10 protein-coding genes and 1 pseudogene are annotated in these 19,256 nt (G+C 38.8%); all 11 read left to right on the top strand.

All coding sequences use genetic code 11. The features are described 5' to 3' along the window. Positions 1-461: 461 nt before the first annotated feature. Complete coding sequence (locus tag MUN53_RS16530) at positions 462-1,334, top strand: family 16 glycosylhydrolase (RefSeq protein ID WP_243326514.1); 873 nt, start codon at positions 462-464, stop codon at positions 1,332-1,334. Between the two features lie 73 nt (positions 1,335-1,407). After that, positions 1,408-4,215 (top strand): NPCBM/NEW2 domain-containing protein, encoded by a 2,808-nt coding sequence (locus MUN53_RS16525; RefSeq protein ID WP_243326513.1) that lies wholly within the window; start codon positions 1,408-1,410, stop codon positions 4,213-4,215. Between the two features lie 288 nt (positions 4,216-4,503). Further along, positions 4,504-6,429 (top strand): glycoside hydrolase family 97 protein, encoded by a 1,926-nt coding sequence (locus tag MUN53_RS16520; protein ID WP_243326512.1) that lies wholly within the window; start codon positions 4,504-4,506, stop codon positions 6,427-6,429. A gap of 9 nt (positions 6,430-6,438) precedes the next feature. Beyond that, positions 6,439-8,793 carry a PDZ domain-containing protein gene (locus tag MUN53_RS16515; RefSeq protein ID WP_243326511.1) on the top strand — a complete coding sequence of 785 codons (2,355 nt, stop codon included), beginning with the start codon at positions 6,439-6,441 and terminating at the stop codon, positions 8,791-8,793. A 343-nt stretch (positions 8,794-9,136) separates the two neighbouring features. Next, the gene (locus tag MUN53_RS16510; RefSeq protein WP_317236362.1) at positions 9,137-9,742 is read left to right on the top strand and encodes an RNA polymerase sigma-70 factor; all 606 of its coding nucleotides are present in this window, start codon (positions 9,137-9,139) and stop codon (positions 9,740-9,742) included. Positions 9,743-9,784: 42 nt separating this feature from the next. Continuing rightward, the gene (locus MUN53_RS16505; RefSeq protein WP_243326510.1) at positions 9,785-10,732 is read left to right on the top strand and encodes a FecR family protein; all 948 of its coding nucleotides are present in this window, start codon (positions 9,785-9,787) and stop codon (positions 10,730-10,732) included. A gap of 384 nt (positions 10,733-11,116) precedes the next feature. After that, complete coding sequence (locus MUN53_RS16500) at positions 11,117-14,452, top strand: TonB-dependent receptor (RefSeq protein WP_243326515.1); 3,336 nt, start codon at positions 11,117-11,119, stop codon at positions 14,450-14,452. A gap of 12 nt (positions 14,453-14,464) precedes the next feature. After that, positions 14,465-15,967 (top strand): RagB/SusD family nutrient uptake outer membrane protein, encoded by a 1,503-nt coding sequence (locus MUN53_RS16495; protein WP_243326509.1) that lies wholly within the window; start codon positions 14,465-14,467, stop codon positions 15,965-15,967. 71 nt (positions 15,968-16,038) lie between these two features. Next, a complete protein-coding gene (locus tag MUN53_RS16490) occupies positions 16,039-17,499 on the top strand; it encodes a DUF4832 domain-containing protein (protein WP_243326508.1) in 1,461 nt (486 codons plus the stop codon). Positions 17,500-17,526: 27 nt separating this feature from the next. Further along, positions 17,527-18,894 carry a DUF4832 domain-containing protein gene (locus tag MUN53_RS16485; protein ID WP_243326507.1) on the top strand — a complete coding sequence of 456 codons (1,368 nt, stop codon included), beginning with the start codon at positions 17,527-17,529 and terminating at the stop codon, positions 18,892-18,894. A 2-nt stretch (positions 18,895-18,896) separates the two neighbouring features. Further along, a pseudogene (locus MUN53_RS16480) lies at positions 18,897-19,256 on the top strand (glycoside hydrolase); the annotation flags it as partial.

Here is a 19,256-nt window from a genome sequence, read left to right as displayed (position 1 = left end):
TAGCTTTATTGTAAATTAATAGTTTGATCACTTCTAATCTACTAATAATCAGCGATAAGCACAACCTTTTATACATATTTATTTTATCAATTTAATTCCGCCAACGGGTTAAGTAATGTGAACGGTGAAGAAACAGTATTGGGAAAAGCTAAGCTGTCTCCAATTCAACCCTATGGTAAAACAACGGTTGAAATCCGTCCATCAGAATCTTTAAGCAACTATTCATCCGATTCACTAAAAGTCGTATTCGAAGATAAGGATTAAACAGAGATTTTCTATTACTTATCCTATTTTGCATGATAGATCTGAAGTCCATGTTGTCAAAGAGAGCCATAAAATATCGGAATTAGTTGAATATTCCTCTATTTTGTTATAAAGAGAAAGGGAAATTATTCCTTTTTTTGTATTTTGTTTCAATATGGCATTCACGGTTTGTGAACCGATTCATAAAATCGAAGATCATGAAAAATAGAAGACTTGTATTATGTATGTCCGTAAAAACCGGTATAGCTTGCTTGCTGGCAAGTATTTATACATCTTGTTCCGTAAAAACAGATTCAGCATTTCCGGCTCCTGTTGCTCCAATAGGTACTGAGCATTGGACTTATAATGAAGAAATCAGTGATGAATTTGAAGGCACATCTTTAGATACGACGAAATGGTTTGATCATAATCCAACTTGGATCGGACGACAGCCTTCACTCTTCCTACGGGAGAATGTACGGGTGGAAAACGGTCAGCTGATTCTTTCCGGGAAGCGGGAACAAGTTCTAAATGCTCCGGAAGGATATCATACATTTACTTCTGCAGCTGTCCAAAGTAAGAAGAAAGTGCTTTACGGTTTCTTCGAAATCAAATGCAGACCGATGGATTCCGCATTATCGAGTGCATTTTGGCTGTATGTTCAGGACTCCATCAAACAGGAGGAAATTGATATCTTCGAAATCTGTGGACGTCATGATTCATTACCTAATTATCCAAAGACCTACTTTGCGACCTCACACTATATTATCAAAACTCATGATTTGCAGATCAATGACCATGTAGAATTTATGAGTGAGATACCGTGGGCTGAGCGTTCATTTGTGGCAGGTTTAAAATGGACAAGAGACGAACTGGTCTGGTATGTGGACGGAAAGGAAATCCGTCGGCGAAAGAATGACTTCTGGCATTCACCAGAAACCATCAACTTTGATAGTGAAGCCTTTCCTTCTTGGTGGGGTTTACCCAGCGATACCGACAACGGAGGTGAATTCCAAATCGAATACTTCCGCTATTGGAGCGAAGATAAACCGGAGAAAGAACATTCGATATTCATGAACGACATGAAATAAAGTTAGCAGGCTTTGGTCTATTCATCTTATTATAAAGCCTAATAATATAGATAATAAAAAGAAGAAATAGGAAATGAGGGGGAAATTAATAATAGCAGGAGCACTGGCTTTCTGTTTGCAAGCATACAGCCAGCAGAGCATCCGATTAAATGATCTGGACTTATCAAAGATCTGGCAGGAATATGGAAGCGTGGTAAATGGAAAAACGGTTGTAGGAGAACCGGCAGTCGTTAACGGACAAACACGCACTGATGTTTTAGGATTGCAGGCTAAAAGTATCGCCAAGATCAAACTGGATGGAAAAGGGATTCGCTTTACGGCCCAAGTAGGTGTAACAGCTTCTTCTGTAAAACCGAATGATCCTTCGCTTGTAGTCCAGCCTTTGGTGGACGGCTGTAAGCTTTTGTTCGCACAAGAACAAGATACCAAACAATTCAAAGGACTTGTGGGATCAGACAATCAAATAGGTAAAGGATCTGTTATCGTCCAGTTGAAACTGGATGGAAAAGAAATCTATAACAGCGGATTACTCCGGTCGTCAGACGGATTTAAGACCGTAGATGTCAATCTGGAGAAAGGAGGTTTGTTGGAGTTGTTCGTTGATCCGACTTCCGACGGAGCAAGTGGAGACGAGGTATTGCTGGTCAATCCACAAGTAACGTATGCCGGAGAAAAACCGGAATTAGTAGATGCGAATGCTTTGGGTGAAGGACCTCAGCAACAGGAAGCAGTCGTAAAACAATTGCAGCAAAAGATCGGTCAGCTGCCGATATGGAATGCTTTGCTTTCTGATCAGACTGACTTTGACTGGCTGCTCACTCCCGAGAAATCAAAGTCGGGTATTTATCGTACGCCCGATGGGAAAGGGATTGTTATCGCCAATGAAATGGTTTCCCGTACTTTCCGCGTCTTCCCAAACCTGGCAACCGTAGATTATACCAACCGGATGCTGGGAGAAAGTCTGCTTCGGGCAGTCAGCAATGAAGGTTATATTTGGATTGATGGTAAGAAATGGAGTATCGGTGGCTTAGCCGGACAACCCGAAAGAGGTTATCTGAAGAATGAATGGCTGGACGATCTGCATACGATTCCAGAATCATTCCTAGTAGAAGACTTTGAAATCAAACCGATCGAAGAAACAATCCGATGGGCAAGAAGCCGCTGGGCTTTGAATAAGGAAATGCCGACAGGGCAGGAGCTTGTCTTTACTTTACGAGGAGATAAAGAATTGAGTTCGGTTACATTAAAGCTGCACTTCGCCATTTATGATCATATTCCGGTCATCCGGAAATGGTTTGAAGTAGAGAACGGTTCTTCTTTACCAATCAATGTAGATCATTTCAAACTAGAATATCTGGCCTTTGCCGAACCGGAGTCGCCCAGCGATGGTGATCCTTCCAAATTCTTATTGCCGAACATCCATATCGAAAGTGATTATAATTGCAAAGGAACATTTACGGAACGGGATACAGATATTACCGAAAAATGGGTAGAAGATCCGGAATATACTTCACAACGGAATTATCCGTTGGAAACTCCTTGTATCTTGGACGTATCTCCACAAATCGGACCGGATCAACTGATACCGGGAAAAGGGAAATTCAGTTCGTTCCGGGTTTATGAGATGCCTTTTGACAGCTTTGACCGGGAACGAAAAGGATTGTTTACCCGTCATTTCTACAAGACAATTGCTCCTTGGACAACGGAAAACCCGATTTTCATGCATCTGACATCCAGTGATCCGGCTGTTGTCCGGACTGCCGTAGATCAATGTGCGGAAACTGGATACGAAATGATTATCCTAAGCTTCGGTTCGGGAGCCAATGCCGAAGACATTTCGGAAGAAAACATTGCCAAATTCAAGGAACTGGTTGATTATGCCCGCAGCAAAGGTATCGAAATGGGTTGCTATTCATTACTGGCCAGCCGTTGGATCAGTGATGAAGTCGATGTCATCAACCCGAAAACCGGTAAACGAGGTGGTATGCGCTTCGGAAGTTCGCCTTGTCTGTGTAGCGACTGGGGATATGAATACTTCAATAAGATCAAGACTTTCTTTGAGAAGACAGGCATGCGTTGCTTTGAACACGACGGTTCTTATCCGGGAGATGTTTGTGCCTCAACAACACACAGCCATCATAAAGGCTTGAATGATTCACAATGGAACCAGTTTTATAAGATAACCGACCTGTATCACTGGATGTGTGAGAACGGCATTTACCTGAATGTACCCGACTTCTATTTCTTGAACGGTTCGACTAAAACGAGTATTGGGTATCGGGAAGTAAACTGGTCTTTACCTCGTGACCGCCAGCTGATTCATACACGCCAGTTGAATTATGATTGTACCTGGGAACGTATCCCTTCTTCTTTATGGAGCTTTGTTCCTTTGGTAGAATATCATGGCGGTGGCAAAGCAGCTACTTTGGAACCATTGCATGAGCATTTGTATGAGTATAAGACATTGATGTTCCAGAATTATGGAGCCGGAGTACAAGCTTGTTACCGTGGTCCCCGATTGTATGATACACCGGAAACCAAACAAGTTGTAACGGAAATCATCCAGTGGTATAAGAAATATCGCCGTATCCTGAATAGCGACATCATCCATTTACGTAAACCCGATGCCCGCGACTGGGACGGACTGATGCATGTCGATCCGAAAGGAAAAGAGAAAGGCTTAGCCATGTTCTTCAATCCGACAGATCAGGAGATAACCCGACAGATTGAATTGCCTTTATATTATACCGGATTAAAACAACAGGCCATGATTCGGGAACAGGAAGGTCAGGCAAAAGCCTACTCGCTGGATTGTAACAGTAAAGTGAAACTGACGGTAACAATCCCTGCCAAAGGATATACTTGGTTTGTAATCGAGTAAACAAATACAACCGTTCAGCGGATATCGGAAGGTTTACATCGTATATTACGAGATGTTTACCAGTAAGAACGTAGCTTTAGCACATCCGTCGAAAAGCTTTAGCACATTTGTCAAAAAGCTTTTCCATATATGTAGTAAAGCTTTTCGACAGATGTCAAAAAATTAATTTGTAACGGGATTTATACTCCCTGGTACCTAAATCCGTATTCCGCTGAATAGTTTTTACCTGCTTGGATAAAGCCTCACCAACTTAAAAATCTTATCAATGGGAACACTAAAAAAATAGATATGAAACGGATATATGTAGGTTTATGTTTGTTGCTGGGCATGAGCACAGAAGCCGGCTGGGCACAAAAAGCACGGATGAATCTTTTGTTGAACAATCAGGATTTATCTTATGAAGTTCGTTATGAAGATCAGTTGGTTATATCACCTTCTCCCTTGGGATTGAATGTGGACAATCAATGGTTAGGAAAAGATGTAACCTTTAAACCCGCGACCAATACAACCCAAGAAGGTATAAAAACATATGTAGTCCAACGACAGGGACAGACGATGTTCCACGTGGAATTACAAGAATTTGATGATGGAGTAGCCTTCCGCTACCGGATACCGGCCAAGGGTCCTAAATGTATCTATGGAGAAGCGACTTCGTTTACTTTTCCTTCCCAGACACGCACCTGGTACGCCAGCGGTCCGTTCCAATACGGTTGGATCCAAGCTTATCAAGAGCGTAAAACAGATCAACTGACTGGGGAATTGTTAGCACCTCCGGCTACATTCCTGACGCCCCAAGGTATTTATGCAGCCATCACCGAAGCAAATCTATTCAATTTCCATGGAGCCGTTCTGTATGGTACAGCTCCCAATCAGGTTCAATTTGGCTATGCAGACAATAAAGGGCATTTGGAAACCGGAGTCATTACCGGATTACCACCAACTAAATACTGGCATGAAGTGGTTCGTAATGTTCCCTGGATTGTCTCTCCGAAAGAAGGAGAAAATGAGATTGTAACTCCTTGGCGTGTCTTGATGTTGGCGAAAGATCTGAACGGACTGGTCAATAACCGGATACTTTCCCGTGTATGTGATCAACCAGATAAAACACTTTTCCCCCAAGGTGCAGATACCGAATGGATCAAACCCGGACGAGCTTCCTTTACCTGGTTGGTTGAAGGCAAGGATCGTTTGAGCGTTGCCAACCATAAGAAATATGTAGATGGATGTTCGGAGCTGGGAATTGAATCGGTCGTAGTAGACGACGGCTGGGAACTATGGGCCGAAACAGAAAAACAAGCACAAGGACGAGACAAATGGGCCATGTTGAAAGAACTGGTTGATTATGCCCGCGAACGGAATGTCAATATTTGGGTTTGGCGTTCTTCGTCTCCCCGTTCAGGCAATAAAACAGATATCGGGTTAGTAGATCCGGAAGAAAGAGCCGCCTTTATGAAGAAATGTGCGGAAGTAGGCGTAAAAGGTTTGAAGATCGACTTCTTCCATACAGAAAATCTATTTACCGCACAATTGATGGAAGACATCCTAAAAGCAGCAGCCCGGGAAAAATTGATGGTTATCTTCCACGGTGTAAACAAGCCGACAGGAGATTCGTATACCTATCCTAATTTATTAGCCAAAGAGGCTGTCAGAGGGTTGGAATGTGTTGGAGGAGAAGACAGTTGGGCTCCGGGTCCGGCATGGCCTTATCATAATACGGTCTTACCTTTTACCCGCTGGTTGGCAGGTCCGGCCGATTATACTCCTTTAAATTTCCGGGACTTTTGTCCGCCATCCATCACATTTGCACATCAACTGGCATCTATTTACATGTTTACTTCTCCGATGTTGATTTTCGCAGCCGATATGGAAGACATGCTGAATTGCCCGGGACGGAAATTCATTGAAGAAGTACCTGTAACATGGGATGAAACCTTCGTACTTCCGGAAAGTGAAATCGGACAATTGGCAGCATTGGCCCGACGAAAAGGAGACGTTTGGTATATCAGTGTATTGAACGGAGAAAAAGCCAGACAATTCTCCTGCTCATTGGACTTCTTACCGAAAGGAAAATATACCTTGGAAGTAGCCTATGATGCTCCCGGTAACCGGAAGAAGATAGAGATAAAGACCATAACACGCCGCCAGAATCAGACATTCGAGCAGGAATTGTTGTCGGGAGGCGGATGTTTAATCAAACTGGAAAAAAAGAAATAAGTATCCGTTATGAAAACAAGTAAATTAATAAGTGCTGTCTGCTTCTGGCTAAGTTCGTTTGGTGTCTATGCCCAAACCGAATACTTTATATCTGTTGAAGGAAAAGACAGCAATGCGGGTTCTGTAGAAGCGCCTTTTGCTTCTCTGGAAAAAGCGTTGGAAGAAGCCCGGAAAGCATCAGGAGAAGTAACCTTATTCCTGCGGGAAGGAACTTATCGGTTGCAGAAAACCATCGTACTGACAACGGCAGACGGTAATCAGAGCAAGACGTTGAATATTCGTTCGTATCCGGGAGAAAAAGTAGTGATCAGCGGAGGACAGGAATTGGATTTGGATTGGAAACCTTACAAGAAAGGTATCATGCAAGCCCCAATAACAGATCCGGTCCTAATGGATATGCTGTTAGTAAATGGAGAAATCCGACACATGGCTCGTTACCCGAATTATGATGAACAGGCAATCCGTTTCAACGGAACATCCGCTGAAGCCACCGCTCCTTCACGGGTAAAACAGTGGAAACATCCGGAAACCGGATACTTACATGCCATGCACCGGAGCGACTGGGGCGACTTTCATTACCGAATTACCGGAAAAGACAACAAGAACCAGCTCACGTTGGAAGGTGGATGGCAAAATAACCGCCAGTCCGGGTTACATCCGGACAATCGTATGGTCGAGAACATCTTCGAAGAACTGGATGCTCCCGGAGAATGGTTCTTTGACGCAGAGAAGAAACGGCTTTATTATTATCCTATGCCAGGAGAGAATATGGAACAGGCTGTCGTAGAAACTCCCCAACTGAAACATCTGTTTGAGATCCGGGGAACTGCTTCCGAACCGGCTGCCAATATTCACTTGGAAGGATTGCAGCTAACTCAAACAGTACGCACCTTTATGGAAGCCTACGAACCTTTGTTACGTTCTGACTGGACCATCTATCGGGGAGCTGCTATCTTTATGGAAGGTACAGAGCATTGTTCATTATCGGATTGTGATCTTTATAACTTAGGTGGTAATGCCGTATTCTTCTCCAAATACAATCGGGACGCTGAAGTCTCCGGTTCTCACTTCACGAATATAGGAGCCAGTGCTATCTGTTTTGTAGGAGATCCGCAATGTGTACGTTCACCCAGTTTTGAATACAGTCAGTTTGTGCCTTTCGATCAGCTGGATCGGAAGAAAGGTCCGAAAGGGAACAATTATCCGGCCGATTGTCTGGTTAAAGATAATCTGATCCACAAAATCGGTCTGTTTGAAAAACAAATCACCGGGATTGAACTGTCTATGTGCCAGTCGATCACCGTTTCTCACAACAGCATTTACGATACTCCGCGTGCCGGAATCAATGTAAGCGAAGGAACCTGGGGCGGACACATCATTGAATACAATGATATATTCGACACCGTGAAGGAAACCGGAGATCATGGTTCTTTCAATTCGTGGGGAAGAGACCGTTTCTGGCATCCGGACTATAAGACGATGGAAGAAATGACAGCCAACCATCCGGAACTGATCCTATTGGATGCTGTCAAGACAACAACCATCCGTCACAACCGCTTCCGTTGCGACCGGGGTTGGGATATCGATTTGGACGACGGTTCTTCCAATTATCATATTTACAATAACCTGTGTCTGAATGGAGGTATCAAGTTACGCGAAGGATTCTATCGTATCGTGGAGAATAATATCATGGTCAACAACTCTTTCCATCCGCACGTCTGGTTCCTGCAAAGTGGAGACGTCTTTACCCGTAATATTGTCATGACGGATTACAAACCTATTCAAGTGCGTCAATGGGGATTGATGACAGATTACAACATCTTTACCGATTCCACAGCATTACTGACTGCCCAAAAGAATGGAACAGACACACATTCATTGGTCTGCGAAGTCGTCTTTGCCAATCCATCAACTGGAGATTTCACCTTATCCGACGATGCAGAAACTGTAGTAAAAGGTGGATTTCACAATTTCCCCATGGATGAATTCGGAGTACAATCTCCTCGGTTGAAATCTATTGCCCACCAACCGGAAATGCCTGCGCCCATAGTTTCCCGCAGTAACTCTGAAGCACCAATAGAAGTATGGCAAGGTGTAGAAATCAAAAATCTGACTACGCTGGGAGAACGTTCAGCTACCGGAATGGATTCAGAACGTGGAGTCTATGTCCTTTCTGTCAATCCGTTGGAAAGTATACACACGCAGCTAAAAACAAACGATGTGATTCTGAAAGTCAATAATCAACCCACCAACACGACCCAAGAATTCAAAGAAGCTTTAAAAGAGCATAAGGCAGGAGATAAGATTACACTCACAGTCTTTCGTTCGCAAAAAGAAGTCTCATTATCAGTGGTCCTGAGATGATAGAAAAACACGCCGGCTTTTGATCAAAATATGCCGGGAATTTATCAAAAGCCGGCGTGTTTCTGGAAAAAGATTAGCATAAATTGAAAGCATAGCTTTTTCTATAAAAAATTTATATATTTGTCAAGATTTATAACAATAGAACAAAGTTCTGGCACAACTAAGGCAGATTTATGATTTTTATAAATCCTGCGATAAAATTTTTAAGACTTGACAGGATATTTATCCCTATTTACTATTGGTTTCAGTCATTTTTAGATTGAAAATGGGTAATATGATAAGTAGAAAGAAAGGGAAAGTTCAAGTATTGAAATAAGTCGTGCCAGTACTGAGATTAATAGTCTTGGCAAAACTGAAGATGGGTAATAAAATACAGATAGATAAAACAGATATGCTTTTCCGGAAAGTGTCTCTTCAAGACGATGAAGAAGCTTTTCGTATTCTGTTTTATGACTTCTTTGCTCCTCTATGTGTATTTGCCCATCGGTATCTGGAAGAGATGGAAACATGCGAAGACATTGTTCAGGAAACATTTTATCGTATTTGGAAAAACAGGAAAGATCTGGATATACAGATTTCTGCCCGAAATTTTCTTATCACCAGTGTCCGGAATGCTTGTCTTGATTTAATTCGCAAACAAGAAATTGAGAAACGATGGATTGAAAAAAGATTAGAAGAAGATACAGAAGAAGAATATGAGGATTTATATACCACTCAAGAACTGGAATCATTATTAAACCAAGCTCTTGATAAACTGCCGGAGCAAATAGCTTCGACATTCCGAATGAATCGTTTCGACGGCAAAACGTATGTGGAAATCGCAGAAGAAAAACAAATTTCCGTAAAAACAGTCGAAGCCTATATGACACGAGCTCTCAAGTTCTTACGAATTGAGTTAAAGGATTATTTACCCATATTACTGATTCTATACCCTCATTGGTTAGGGTAAAGAGGTATGAAATACGTCTATATATAAAATAAGGTACAATGTATGGATAAGAAGTTCGAAGAAAAATATGAACATAAAGCAGATGATGATGTACAGCCCGTATTAGAATTAGTTGATCGTCTTGTCATGCAGAAAGGAATTGATGTAGAAAAAAACTGGCATCAACTCCATGCACGTATGCACCACCACAAGCAGAAAAGTCAACTACTGATATGGATACGCAATATTGCAGCCATCCTATTGCTTCCGTTACTAGGTCTTTCAGCATACTTGTACTATCAGACAAACACATTAAAGTCCAAGCCCGTTGGATTATTAGAGACAACAACCGCTTATGGCGTAAGAACTAAAATTACACTATCAGATGGCTCTGAAGTTTGGTTGAATTCAGGATCCACGTTATCATATCCCGAACATTTTACTGAAGATAAACGCCAGGTTATACTTTCCGGAGAAGCTTTCTTTAAAGTAAAATCAGATAAAGATCATCGTTTTGATGTACAAACATCCGATGGTATTACCGTAAGTGCTTATGGAACAGAATTCAATGTACAAGCCTACGCTGAAGAACCCGATATCAAAGCAACACTGGCAGAAGGCTATATCCAAATAGACCAAATCAATCAGCCTGCCAGTCAAGAATTAATACCCGGGGAACAAGCAGTTTACTCCCGACATACCCAACAAATGCAAGTTCGGAAAGCCAACTTACTTGTAGAAACAGCATGGAAAGACGGTAAACTCGTATTCCGCCGTACACCTATGGAAGAAATAGCCAAACAACTTTCACGCCATTTCAATGTAAACATTCAGTTACAAGGAAAAGAAATTTTTGATTATACGTATTCAGCCACATTTACAACGGAGACACTAGCAGAGATTCTTTCTCTACTAGAGAAAACAGCTCCTATCCGGTGCGAAATCATTGAACCTCAACAACAGAGCGATTTGGCTTTTACACGAAAGAAAGTGATCATTCACAAACGATAAAGAGATTTTTTATTTTAAAGAACCATATAGATCCTATTTCAATAGAAATAAATATTGAAAATTTATTGAAAAAATCATTTTTCTTCATAGGGTATCTCAAATAGGCATTCGTCTATAAAATGAATAGATAAAAGAGTGTTAACTTAAATATTAAGTAGCCATGAAGAAAAAAAGATCCTTAAACAAAGAAAGGCAGGAAAATCTTCACAGATTTCCCTACCTCCAATTACAAAGAATGACTTGTCGAACATCTCACCTTTCAAAAGTCATCCGAAATAATCTAAGTGTTTAACCTAATTATTCCATTGTGAATTTATGAAGAAATTATTAACTATCAAAAGTATTAAGCCATCATTTGACTTACTACCTAAAATTCCCATGCGTATGCGAATTACTTCAATTCTATTAGCGGGATTTTTGTTTCAAGCCAACGCTGAAGCATCATACTCTCAATCGGCACGCATATCCATCGAAATGAATAATGCAACCGTTGAAGAAGTACTAAATGAAATAGAAGCAAAATCAGAATTCTATTTCTTATATAACAACAAATTAATTAACGTAGACCGCCGTGTATCGGTTGATGTAGATGCCGAAAATATTGAGTCTGTCCTTCAGAATCTTTTCAAAGGGACCGATGTGATTTATCGAATTGCCGATAAGCAAATCGTATTAAGTCGAAAAGACCTGGCCCAAAATACAGCTATAGATGGTATCCAACAGTCTAAGGTCATAACAGGAACAGTTGTTGATCCGACCGGTATGCCTGTTATCGGCGCGAATATCATGGTTAAAGGAACTACCAACGGAACCATTACCGATATGGATGGTAACTTCTCTTTGGAAGCAGACAAAGATGCTATACTCGTTGTTTCTTATATTGGATTTGCTAACCAAGAGATCAAAGTTGGGAACCAAAGTAAACTGTCAATCGCATTAAAAGAAGATGCAGAAGCTTTGGATGAGTTGGTAGTTGTGGGATATGGCACACAGAAGAAGAGAGATTTAACAGGAGCTGTTTCTTCTGTCAAAATGGATGATACTCCGGTTAATACATTCACAACTGTCAGCCATGCTTTAGCAGGTAAAGCTTCAGGCTTACAAGTAACACAAAATAGTGCACAAGTTGGTGGTGGAGCGACTTTTAGAATACGTGGTGCTGCATCTACAGGAGCCGGAAATGATCCGTTGATCATTATCGATGGATTTCCAGTTTCCTCAGGAAGCTCTTTAGGATCAGGAACAAGATATGATGCAGGTTCTACAGACAATGTTTTGGCTTCTTTGAATCCCAATGATATCGAATCCATTGAAGTTTTAAAAGATGCAAGTTCAACTGCAATATATGGATCAAGAGCCGGCCATGGTGTGATCATAGTTACAACAAAACGAGGAAAAACACAAAAAGCTCAAGTTCGATATTCAGGTAATATATCAATCCAAAACATAAAAAATGGTTATCAATCATTAACTGGAGCAGAATACATGCAACAATTTAATCGCTACACATATGAAGATTATTTAAAATCTAATGGATTAGATGTTTATAAAGGATATGTTTCAGTAGGAGAAGATCATATAGCACCAGAATATGTACCAACCTACAGCGAATCTGATATCGCTAATGCCCAAAATACAGACTGGTTTGATGCTGTTACAAGAACAGGGATGATGCAATCACATAACGTTTCAGTAAATGGAGGAACAGAAACAACTCAATACATGGCATCTCTAAGTTATATGAAACAAGCTGGTGTTGTAAAAAATAATAATATGGAACGCTTTACAGGTAAGATAAATTTGGATCAACAAATTTCTAAATACGTTAAAGCAGGTATAACTTTAAATCTGAACCGTAATACATTAGATAATGTTCCTTTAGGAGCAGGAGAATTTGAAAATGCCGGGATTTTATCTGCGGCAGCTATGTTTAATCCCAATTTACCAATTTATGACGAAAATGGAAATTATTCTGTAAATCCATACTTCACACAAGTCCCAAATCCTGTTTCTTTACTAGATATTACAGATAATACTACAAAAGAAAGACTTTTAGCTTCTAGTTATTTGCAAGTAGAACCTATAAAAGGATTAATTTTAAAGGCCAATTTAGGAATAGACCGTCAGTATGAGAAACGTAAAGTTTATCTTCCTAAAACAACAATGTATGGTTTACAAGCAAATGGCCAAGCCAATATCAATCAATCTGATAGGAATGACTATCTGATGGACTTGACAGCTACTTATTCGAAAGATTTTGGAGATCACAGTTTGACTGCTTTATTGGGATATTCATATCAACAATTTAATTACGAAGATGTATCTGCAGGTAACAGAGATTTCTTAATTGATTCATTCTTATACAATAATTTAGGGGCAGGAAATTATCCAAAGCCTTCTGTTGGTTCCAGTGCCTCTAAATCAGCTCTGGGTTCTTATTTTGGACGTATTAATTATTCTTATCTAGGTCGTTATCTGCTGACTGTAACTTTGCGTGCTGATGGAGCTTCAAATTTCGACCCTAATAATCGTTGGGGATATTTCCCTTCAGTATCAGCTGGATGGCGTTTTAGTGACGAATCCTTTATGCAGTCATTTAATGATATCTTATCAAACGGAAAGTTAAGATTCAGTTATGGTCAAACAGGTAACTCCAATGTAGGTAACCGAACATTAGATTTATATTATACAGGCTATAACAATGTATTCGGAAACACCTCTTATACCGGAGTTTATGCATCTCAATTAGGTAATCCGATGTTAACTTGGGAGACAACTTCTGAATACAATATTGGTTTGGACTTAGGTTTCTTGTCAAATAGAATATCAACAACTTTAGAATATTTCAATCGAACTATTTCGGACTTATTAGTTTCTAATAAATCCTTACCATCTTATAATGAGATATCGAGTATTGCTTCTAATATAGGAGAAACAAAAAGCCAGGGATTTGAATTTTCACTAAATACATTGAATATTACAACAGCCGATTGGACTTGGTCTACAGATGCTACATTGTCCTTGTATCGTGACCGATGGAAAGAACGAGATCCAAATTGGAAACCTGCAGCTTATGAGAAAGTAGATGATTATATACGTCCTATTTTTTCATATGTTTCTGATGGATTATTACAACCTGGAGAAAAAGCACCTGCACATCAAGCAGCACTGTTACCTGGACAGGTAAAATTAATTGATCAGAACGGAGATGGTTTATTAAATGATGAAGATAAAGTTTGTCTAGGATCAGAAGACCCGGCTTTTATTTTTGGATTTAACAATACCCTTCGTTATAAGAACTTTGATTTTAATATTTATCTTTATGGAGAAGTAAATCGCCTTCGAGGAGCTAGTTATTATGAATCTTGGGCAACAATGGGATATGGTTTAACCCAAGGTAGAAATTCTTCAAAAGGCTTTATGGATACATGGACACATGATAATCAGAACTCTTTATATCCTAATATATTAAGTTCAGGAGATCACGGAGCAGGAGACTTTTTCTATAAGAAAATTTCTTATATCCGTTGTCGCAATATAACATTAGGATATACAATACCTATTTCAAAGAGTATATTAAACAATATTCGGGTATATGCGGATGTAAATAATCCATTTGTTATAACAAACTGGAGCGGATTGGATCCTGAAACAGAAGGGAACCAATATTCTTATCCGAATGTGACGAGTTTTAGTTTTGGTGTAGATATAACATTTTAATTTAAAGAAAATATGAAGAAAATAAAAATATGTATTTTATTAGTCATTTCTTTATTTGAACTGACTAGCTGTGCTTTAGAATCGGAAGTATATGATTCTATTAATGGAAGCATATTCCCAACAACAGAGTCTGATGCAGAAGCATTAGTTACAGGAAATGCATACAGTGTGTTTATGAATAATGGGTATGATGGAATGTTTAATGTTGCTACAGGAGTATTAATTGTTTCAGACTTAATGTCTGATTATGGAGAATGTACTTGGAGAGGTTGGGAACCAATTTTATACAATCGTTGGACTGTGGGTAACGGTTACAATGACAATCATTGGCGTTGGGCGAAATATATGGGGAAAATGACTATGACAATAGACCGTATAGAAAATATGGATTTATCTGAAGAGTTAAAGACTAGATATTTAGCAGAACTACATTGTGCTAGAGGGTGGTTAGCTTTTTGTATGTGGGATTTATATGGGCCTATACCGATTGCTGATATTGAAACTCTAAAAAATCCTTTGGAAGAAAAAATTATACCGCGCTTATCGGAAGAAGAAATGCAAAATTTCATAGTAACAGAACTGACAGAAGCTGCGTCTAATCTACCTTATAGTTATGCTAAAGATAATGAAAATTATGGTCGCTTTACTAAAGGACTTTGTAATATGGTTCTGTTAAAATTTTATATGCAGACAAAACAATGGGCTAAAGCAGAAGCATTAGGAAAAGAACTTACTAAATCAGAATACGGCTATAAGTTAGAACCGGATTATACTAGTATTTTTAAATTGGCCAATGAAAAGAATACAGAAACAATTTGGGCGGTAAATTGCTTAAGAGGAACTCAAGTTCATAAATGGCATCCTCACGTATTACCTAATGATTTCCCAGGTACAGAAACTTTAACAAAGTGGAATGGTTGGAAAATCTCCTGGGATTTTTTTGACACATTTGAACCAGGAGATAAACGTTTAGAGACCATTATATATTCTTACACAGGTGTAGATGGTACAGTACATAGTGAAGAAAATGATAAAGTATCCAGTGACAAGTTATTATATTACGGGGCAATACCCTGTAAATATGACTGTTATGATTTTTCTGGTACTTTGGGAGAAGATAGTGAAACAGATTATATTATTTATCGTTATGCCGATGCTGTCACATTATATGCCGAAGCAATGGTTCGTAATCAAAATATAATTACAGATGAGGCTCTGTATTGGTTTAATGCAATAAGAAAAAGAGCTGGTCTCTCGGAATATAAAAAATCAGATTTCACAGATACTCGGGATTTCTTGGATAAATTATTATTAGAAAGAGGACATGAATTATTTTTTGAAGGTTGTCGTCGCCAAGATCTAATCCGAGATGATTCTTATGTTGAAGCTATTAAACATAAGTGCCAAGTTGCAGGACAAACAACTCTTGTAAATGAAAATTATGAACGTATTCCATTGCCTCAGAGTGTAATCAATGAAGGGAAAGGGCAAATTGAACAAAATCCAGGATACTAAATAAGTATCAAAAGCGATAGGACTTAGACAGCCCTATCGCTTATTAACGCACCTATTTAATTACATTTATTATGAAACATACATATTTATTATTAGCTATGATTCTTTTATTCTCTTGTACAGAACAAAAGAAAATTATCACTAATATTGAGTTTAAAGAAGACACGTTGAGCATCTTAAAAAATCCTTGTATGGGATGGGGTGTTTATGATGATGCCAATGATTCTGTTCAAAATGCTGATCTTTATTGGAAAATGCAAGATGAAGCTTCAAAAAAATATGCTTCATTTTTTTACATAAGATGGCGTTGGTCAGAAATGGAACCAGAAGAAGGTAAATATGCATGGATATATAATGAAAATTATAAGAAGTTGATTAAAGGAGCCTTAGATAGAGGTTTAAAATTATGTTTTAGAATTTATAATAACAGTCAAGATAATCTTTCACAAAGTACTCCCGATTATGTAAGGAAAGCAGGAGCAAAAGGATACATGGTCACAGGATTAGGCGGAAAGCAATTATGGACACCGTATCCTGATGATCCTATCTTTTTAGACAAATTAGAGAAATTTGTCCAGGCCTTTGCTAAGGAATATGATAACCCTGATATCGTTGATTTTATTGATGCATATAACATTGGTTGGTGGGGAGAATGTCATCATATCCAGTTATCCAATGATAAAATCTCATTAGAAACAGTTTTTGATAAGATCACGAGTATCTATTCAGACAATTTCCACCAAGTACTATTAGTTTTACCATTTGGTAGTCAAGTTGGTTTTACTGCAGAAAAAGAAATAGCAATTGATAGAAAAGGATATTCCATAAGAAGAGATGGTTTAGGAAGCATGTGGTTTTCAGAACAAGAACAGCATATTACCCAAGATCTGTATGGAAAAACCTTATTCATAGGAGAATCATGTTGGTGGGGAAGTTGTTCTGACGAATGTAAACCGTTTGCTTCAGACCAGAAATATAAATTAAAAACATGGAGAGACGTTTATGAACTGACATATGAACATGCATTAAGAGGACATTTTAACACACTAGATTTACGCGAAATACCAGAAACTACAGGCTGGACAACAAAAGCAAAGGACTTAGTAATGGATTTTTGCATAAAAGGTGGATATCGAATTTATCCTACCCAGATTGCATATCCACAAAAAGTTTGTCAAAATGATAGTATTATCATTCAACATACATGGATAAATCGAGGAAACGGTTATTTACCAAATAACGTAAAAAATTGGGGATATAAATATAAACCTGCTTTTGCCTTTATAGATAAAGGAGGAAACGTGATAAAAACCTTTGTAGATTTAAATGCAGAACCATCTATTTGGTTATCAAACCAAAAACATTCTTATGATTTTAAATTCTCTATAGACAAGATTGTCCCTGGAGAATATATTTTGGGAGTTGCTATGACTGACAAAAATAAAAATTGGACTCCTGCTATCAATTTAGCCATTGATAAAGCAGAAATGATCAATGGATGGTACGTAGTTGGTAAAATAAACATACAATGATTTTTTGATTACTAAATATATAGCTATATGAATATTTCATTTAAAAGAACGTTGAATGTACTGTGGGTAAAAGTTTGTTTAGTCTCTTTATTTCTTTTACATTGTACAACTTTCAAGGCACAAGATATAGAATACATAACAATTTATCCGAAAGATAATCAAAAAGGTCTTAATAATCCCAATATGGGATGGTATTATTACAAGTACGACAATTGTTTAGAAAAGTATGGCACTCGTTTTCCTGACAATGAAACATTTGATTATTGGCCTGGGATGACAACGGCATATTACCGAATAGCATGGGGCCATATTGAACCAAAGAAAGGGGAATTTCATTGGGAATTAATAGACAATTCAGCCAAATATTGGATTGCTGCAGGTAAACAAATATGTTTTAGATTAACGGCACTAGAAGGATATGACGGAGCAACTCCAGAGTGGGTTAAATGTGGTTATGAACCAGATAATCCCATATTCTTAGAAGCCTTAGACCATTTTTTAGGTGAATTTGCCAAACGTTACGATGGTAAAGAATATGTTGCCTATATCGATGTTGGTTCTATTGGTATTTGGGGAGAAGGACATCATGACTGTCCTGATGAGGTACGCATAAAACATATTGATCTTTATCTAAAACATTTCAAAAATAGCTTGTTAGTCGTTAGTGATGATATGGGTCCAGATGTTTGTGCATATGCCCGGTCAAAAGGGATTTCAATACGAGACGACAGTGTTATGTGGCATGAAAAATTATTTCCTACACAAGTTTCGTATGATCTATATTGGCCAACCATGCCGACGATTATTGAGACTTGCCATTATGATAATATTAAAGGAAAGAAAAATCCATGGGCTAAAACTTACCCAACTTGGAGTGATATAGCATTGTTGGCAACAATAGAAGAGTATCATGCTAGTTGGGTATCGGTTCATGGTTGGGCAGATGATTTTTGGAAAGAAAGACAAAAGTGTATTCATGAAGCTAATTTACGGATAGGCTATAGATTACAGTTAGTTAAGGCCAAATGGCCCAAAGCTGTTACAATTGGTAACCAAGTTGTATTTGACTTAGACTGGAGAAATGCAGCAGTAGCACCTTGTTATAAAGGTGGTTACGTTAGTATTTCTTTGTTGGATACCAAAGGAAATGTAGTCTGTCAAGGGACAAATATTAGATTCAATGTTAAAGACTTGAAACCAGGCCCTAATACGAGATTAGGGAAAATCCAAAATTGTATGGTTGTATTAACAATACCTATGAACTTATTACCAAAAGAATATAGAGTATATGTTAGTGTTGGAGATAGAAATGGTAGTCCTATTTATCAATTGCCTTATGATGAATCTGATGGGAATAAGAAATATTATCTTGGCAATATTTCAATAATTAAGTAAAAATGAGAAGTAAAGCGGTTATATTTTTGTTGCTGATAAGTCATTTCATAGGAGCTCAGCAAGTGACGGAGATCAAATCGTTGGATGGTGAGTATTGGTGGGGCGGCGTAACGGCCTTGGGCTCAAAGATGCCTTACATACAGCCGATGGAATCTTTTGATCTTTCTTCTCAGAATAATAATAATCAGGTTGTTCCGCTATTGGTCTCTAGTAAGGGACGGTATGTCTGGAGCGATTATCCATTTGCGTTCTCAGTTACGGAACAGGGTATCCGGATTGATTCCAAATACGAACAGGTAAAGGTACAAGAGGCGGGCCGATCTTTGCGGGATGCTTATTTGGATGCTTGTCGTCAGCACTTT

It is taken from the genome of Parabacteroides faecalis, assembly GCF_022809355.1.
GTDB lineage: Bacteria > Bacteroidota > Bacteroidia > Bacteroidales > Tannerellaceae > Parabacteroides > Parabacteroides faecalis.
The sequence above is the reverse complement of the archived record's forward strand: the minus strand, read 5'-3'. Positions and strand labels throughout refer to the sequence as shown.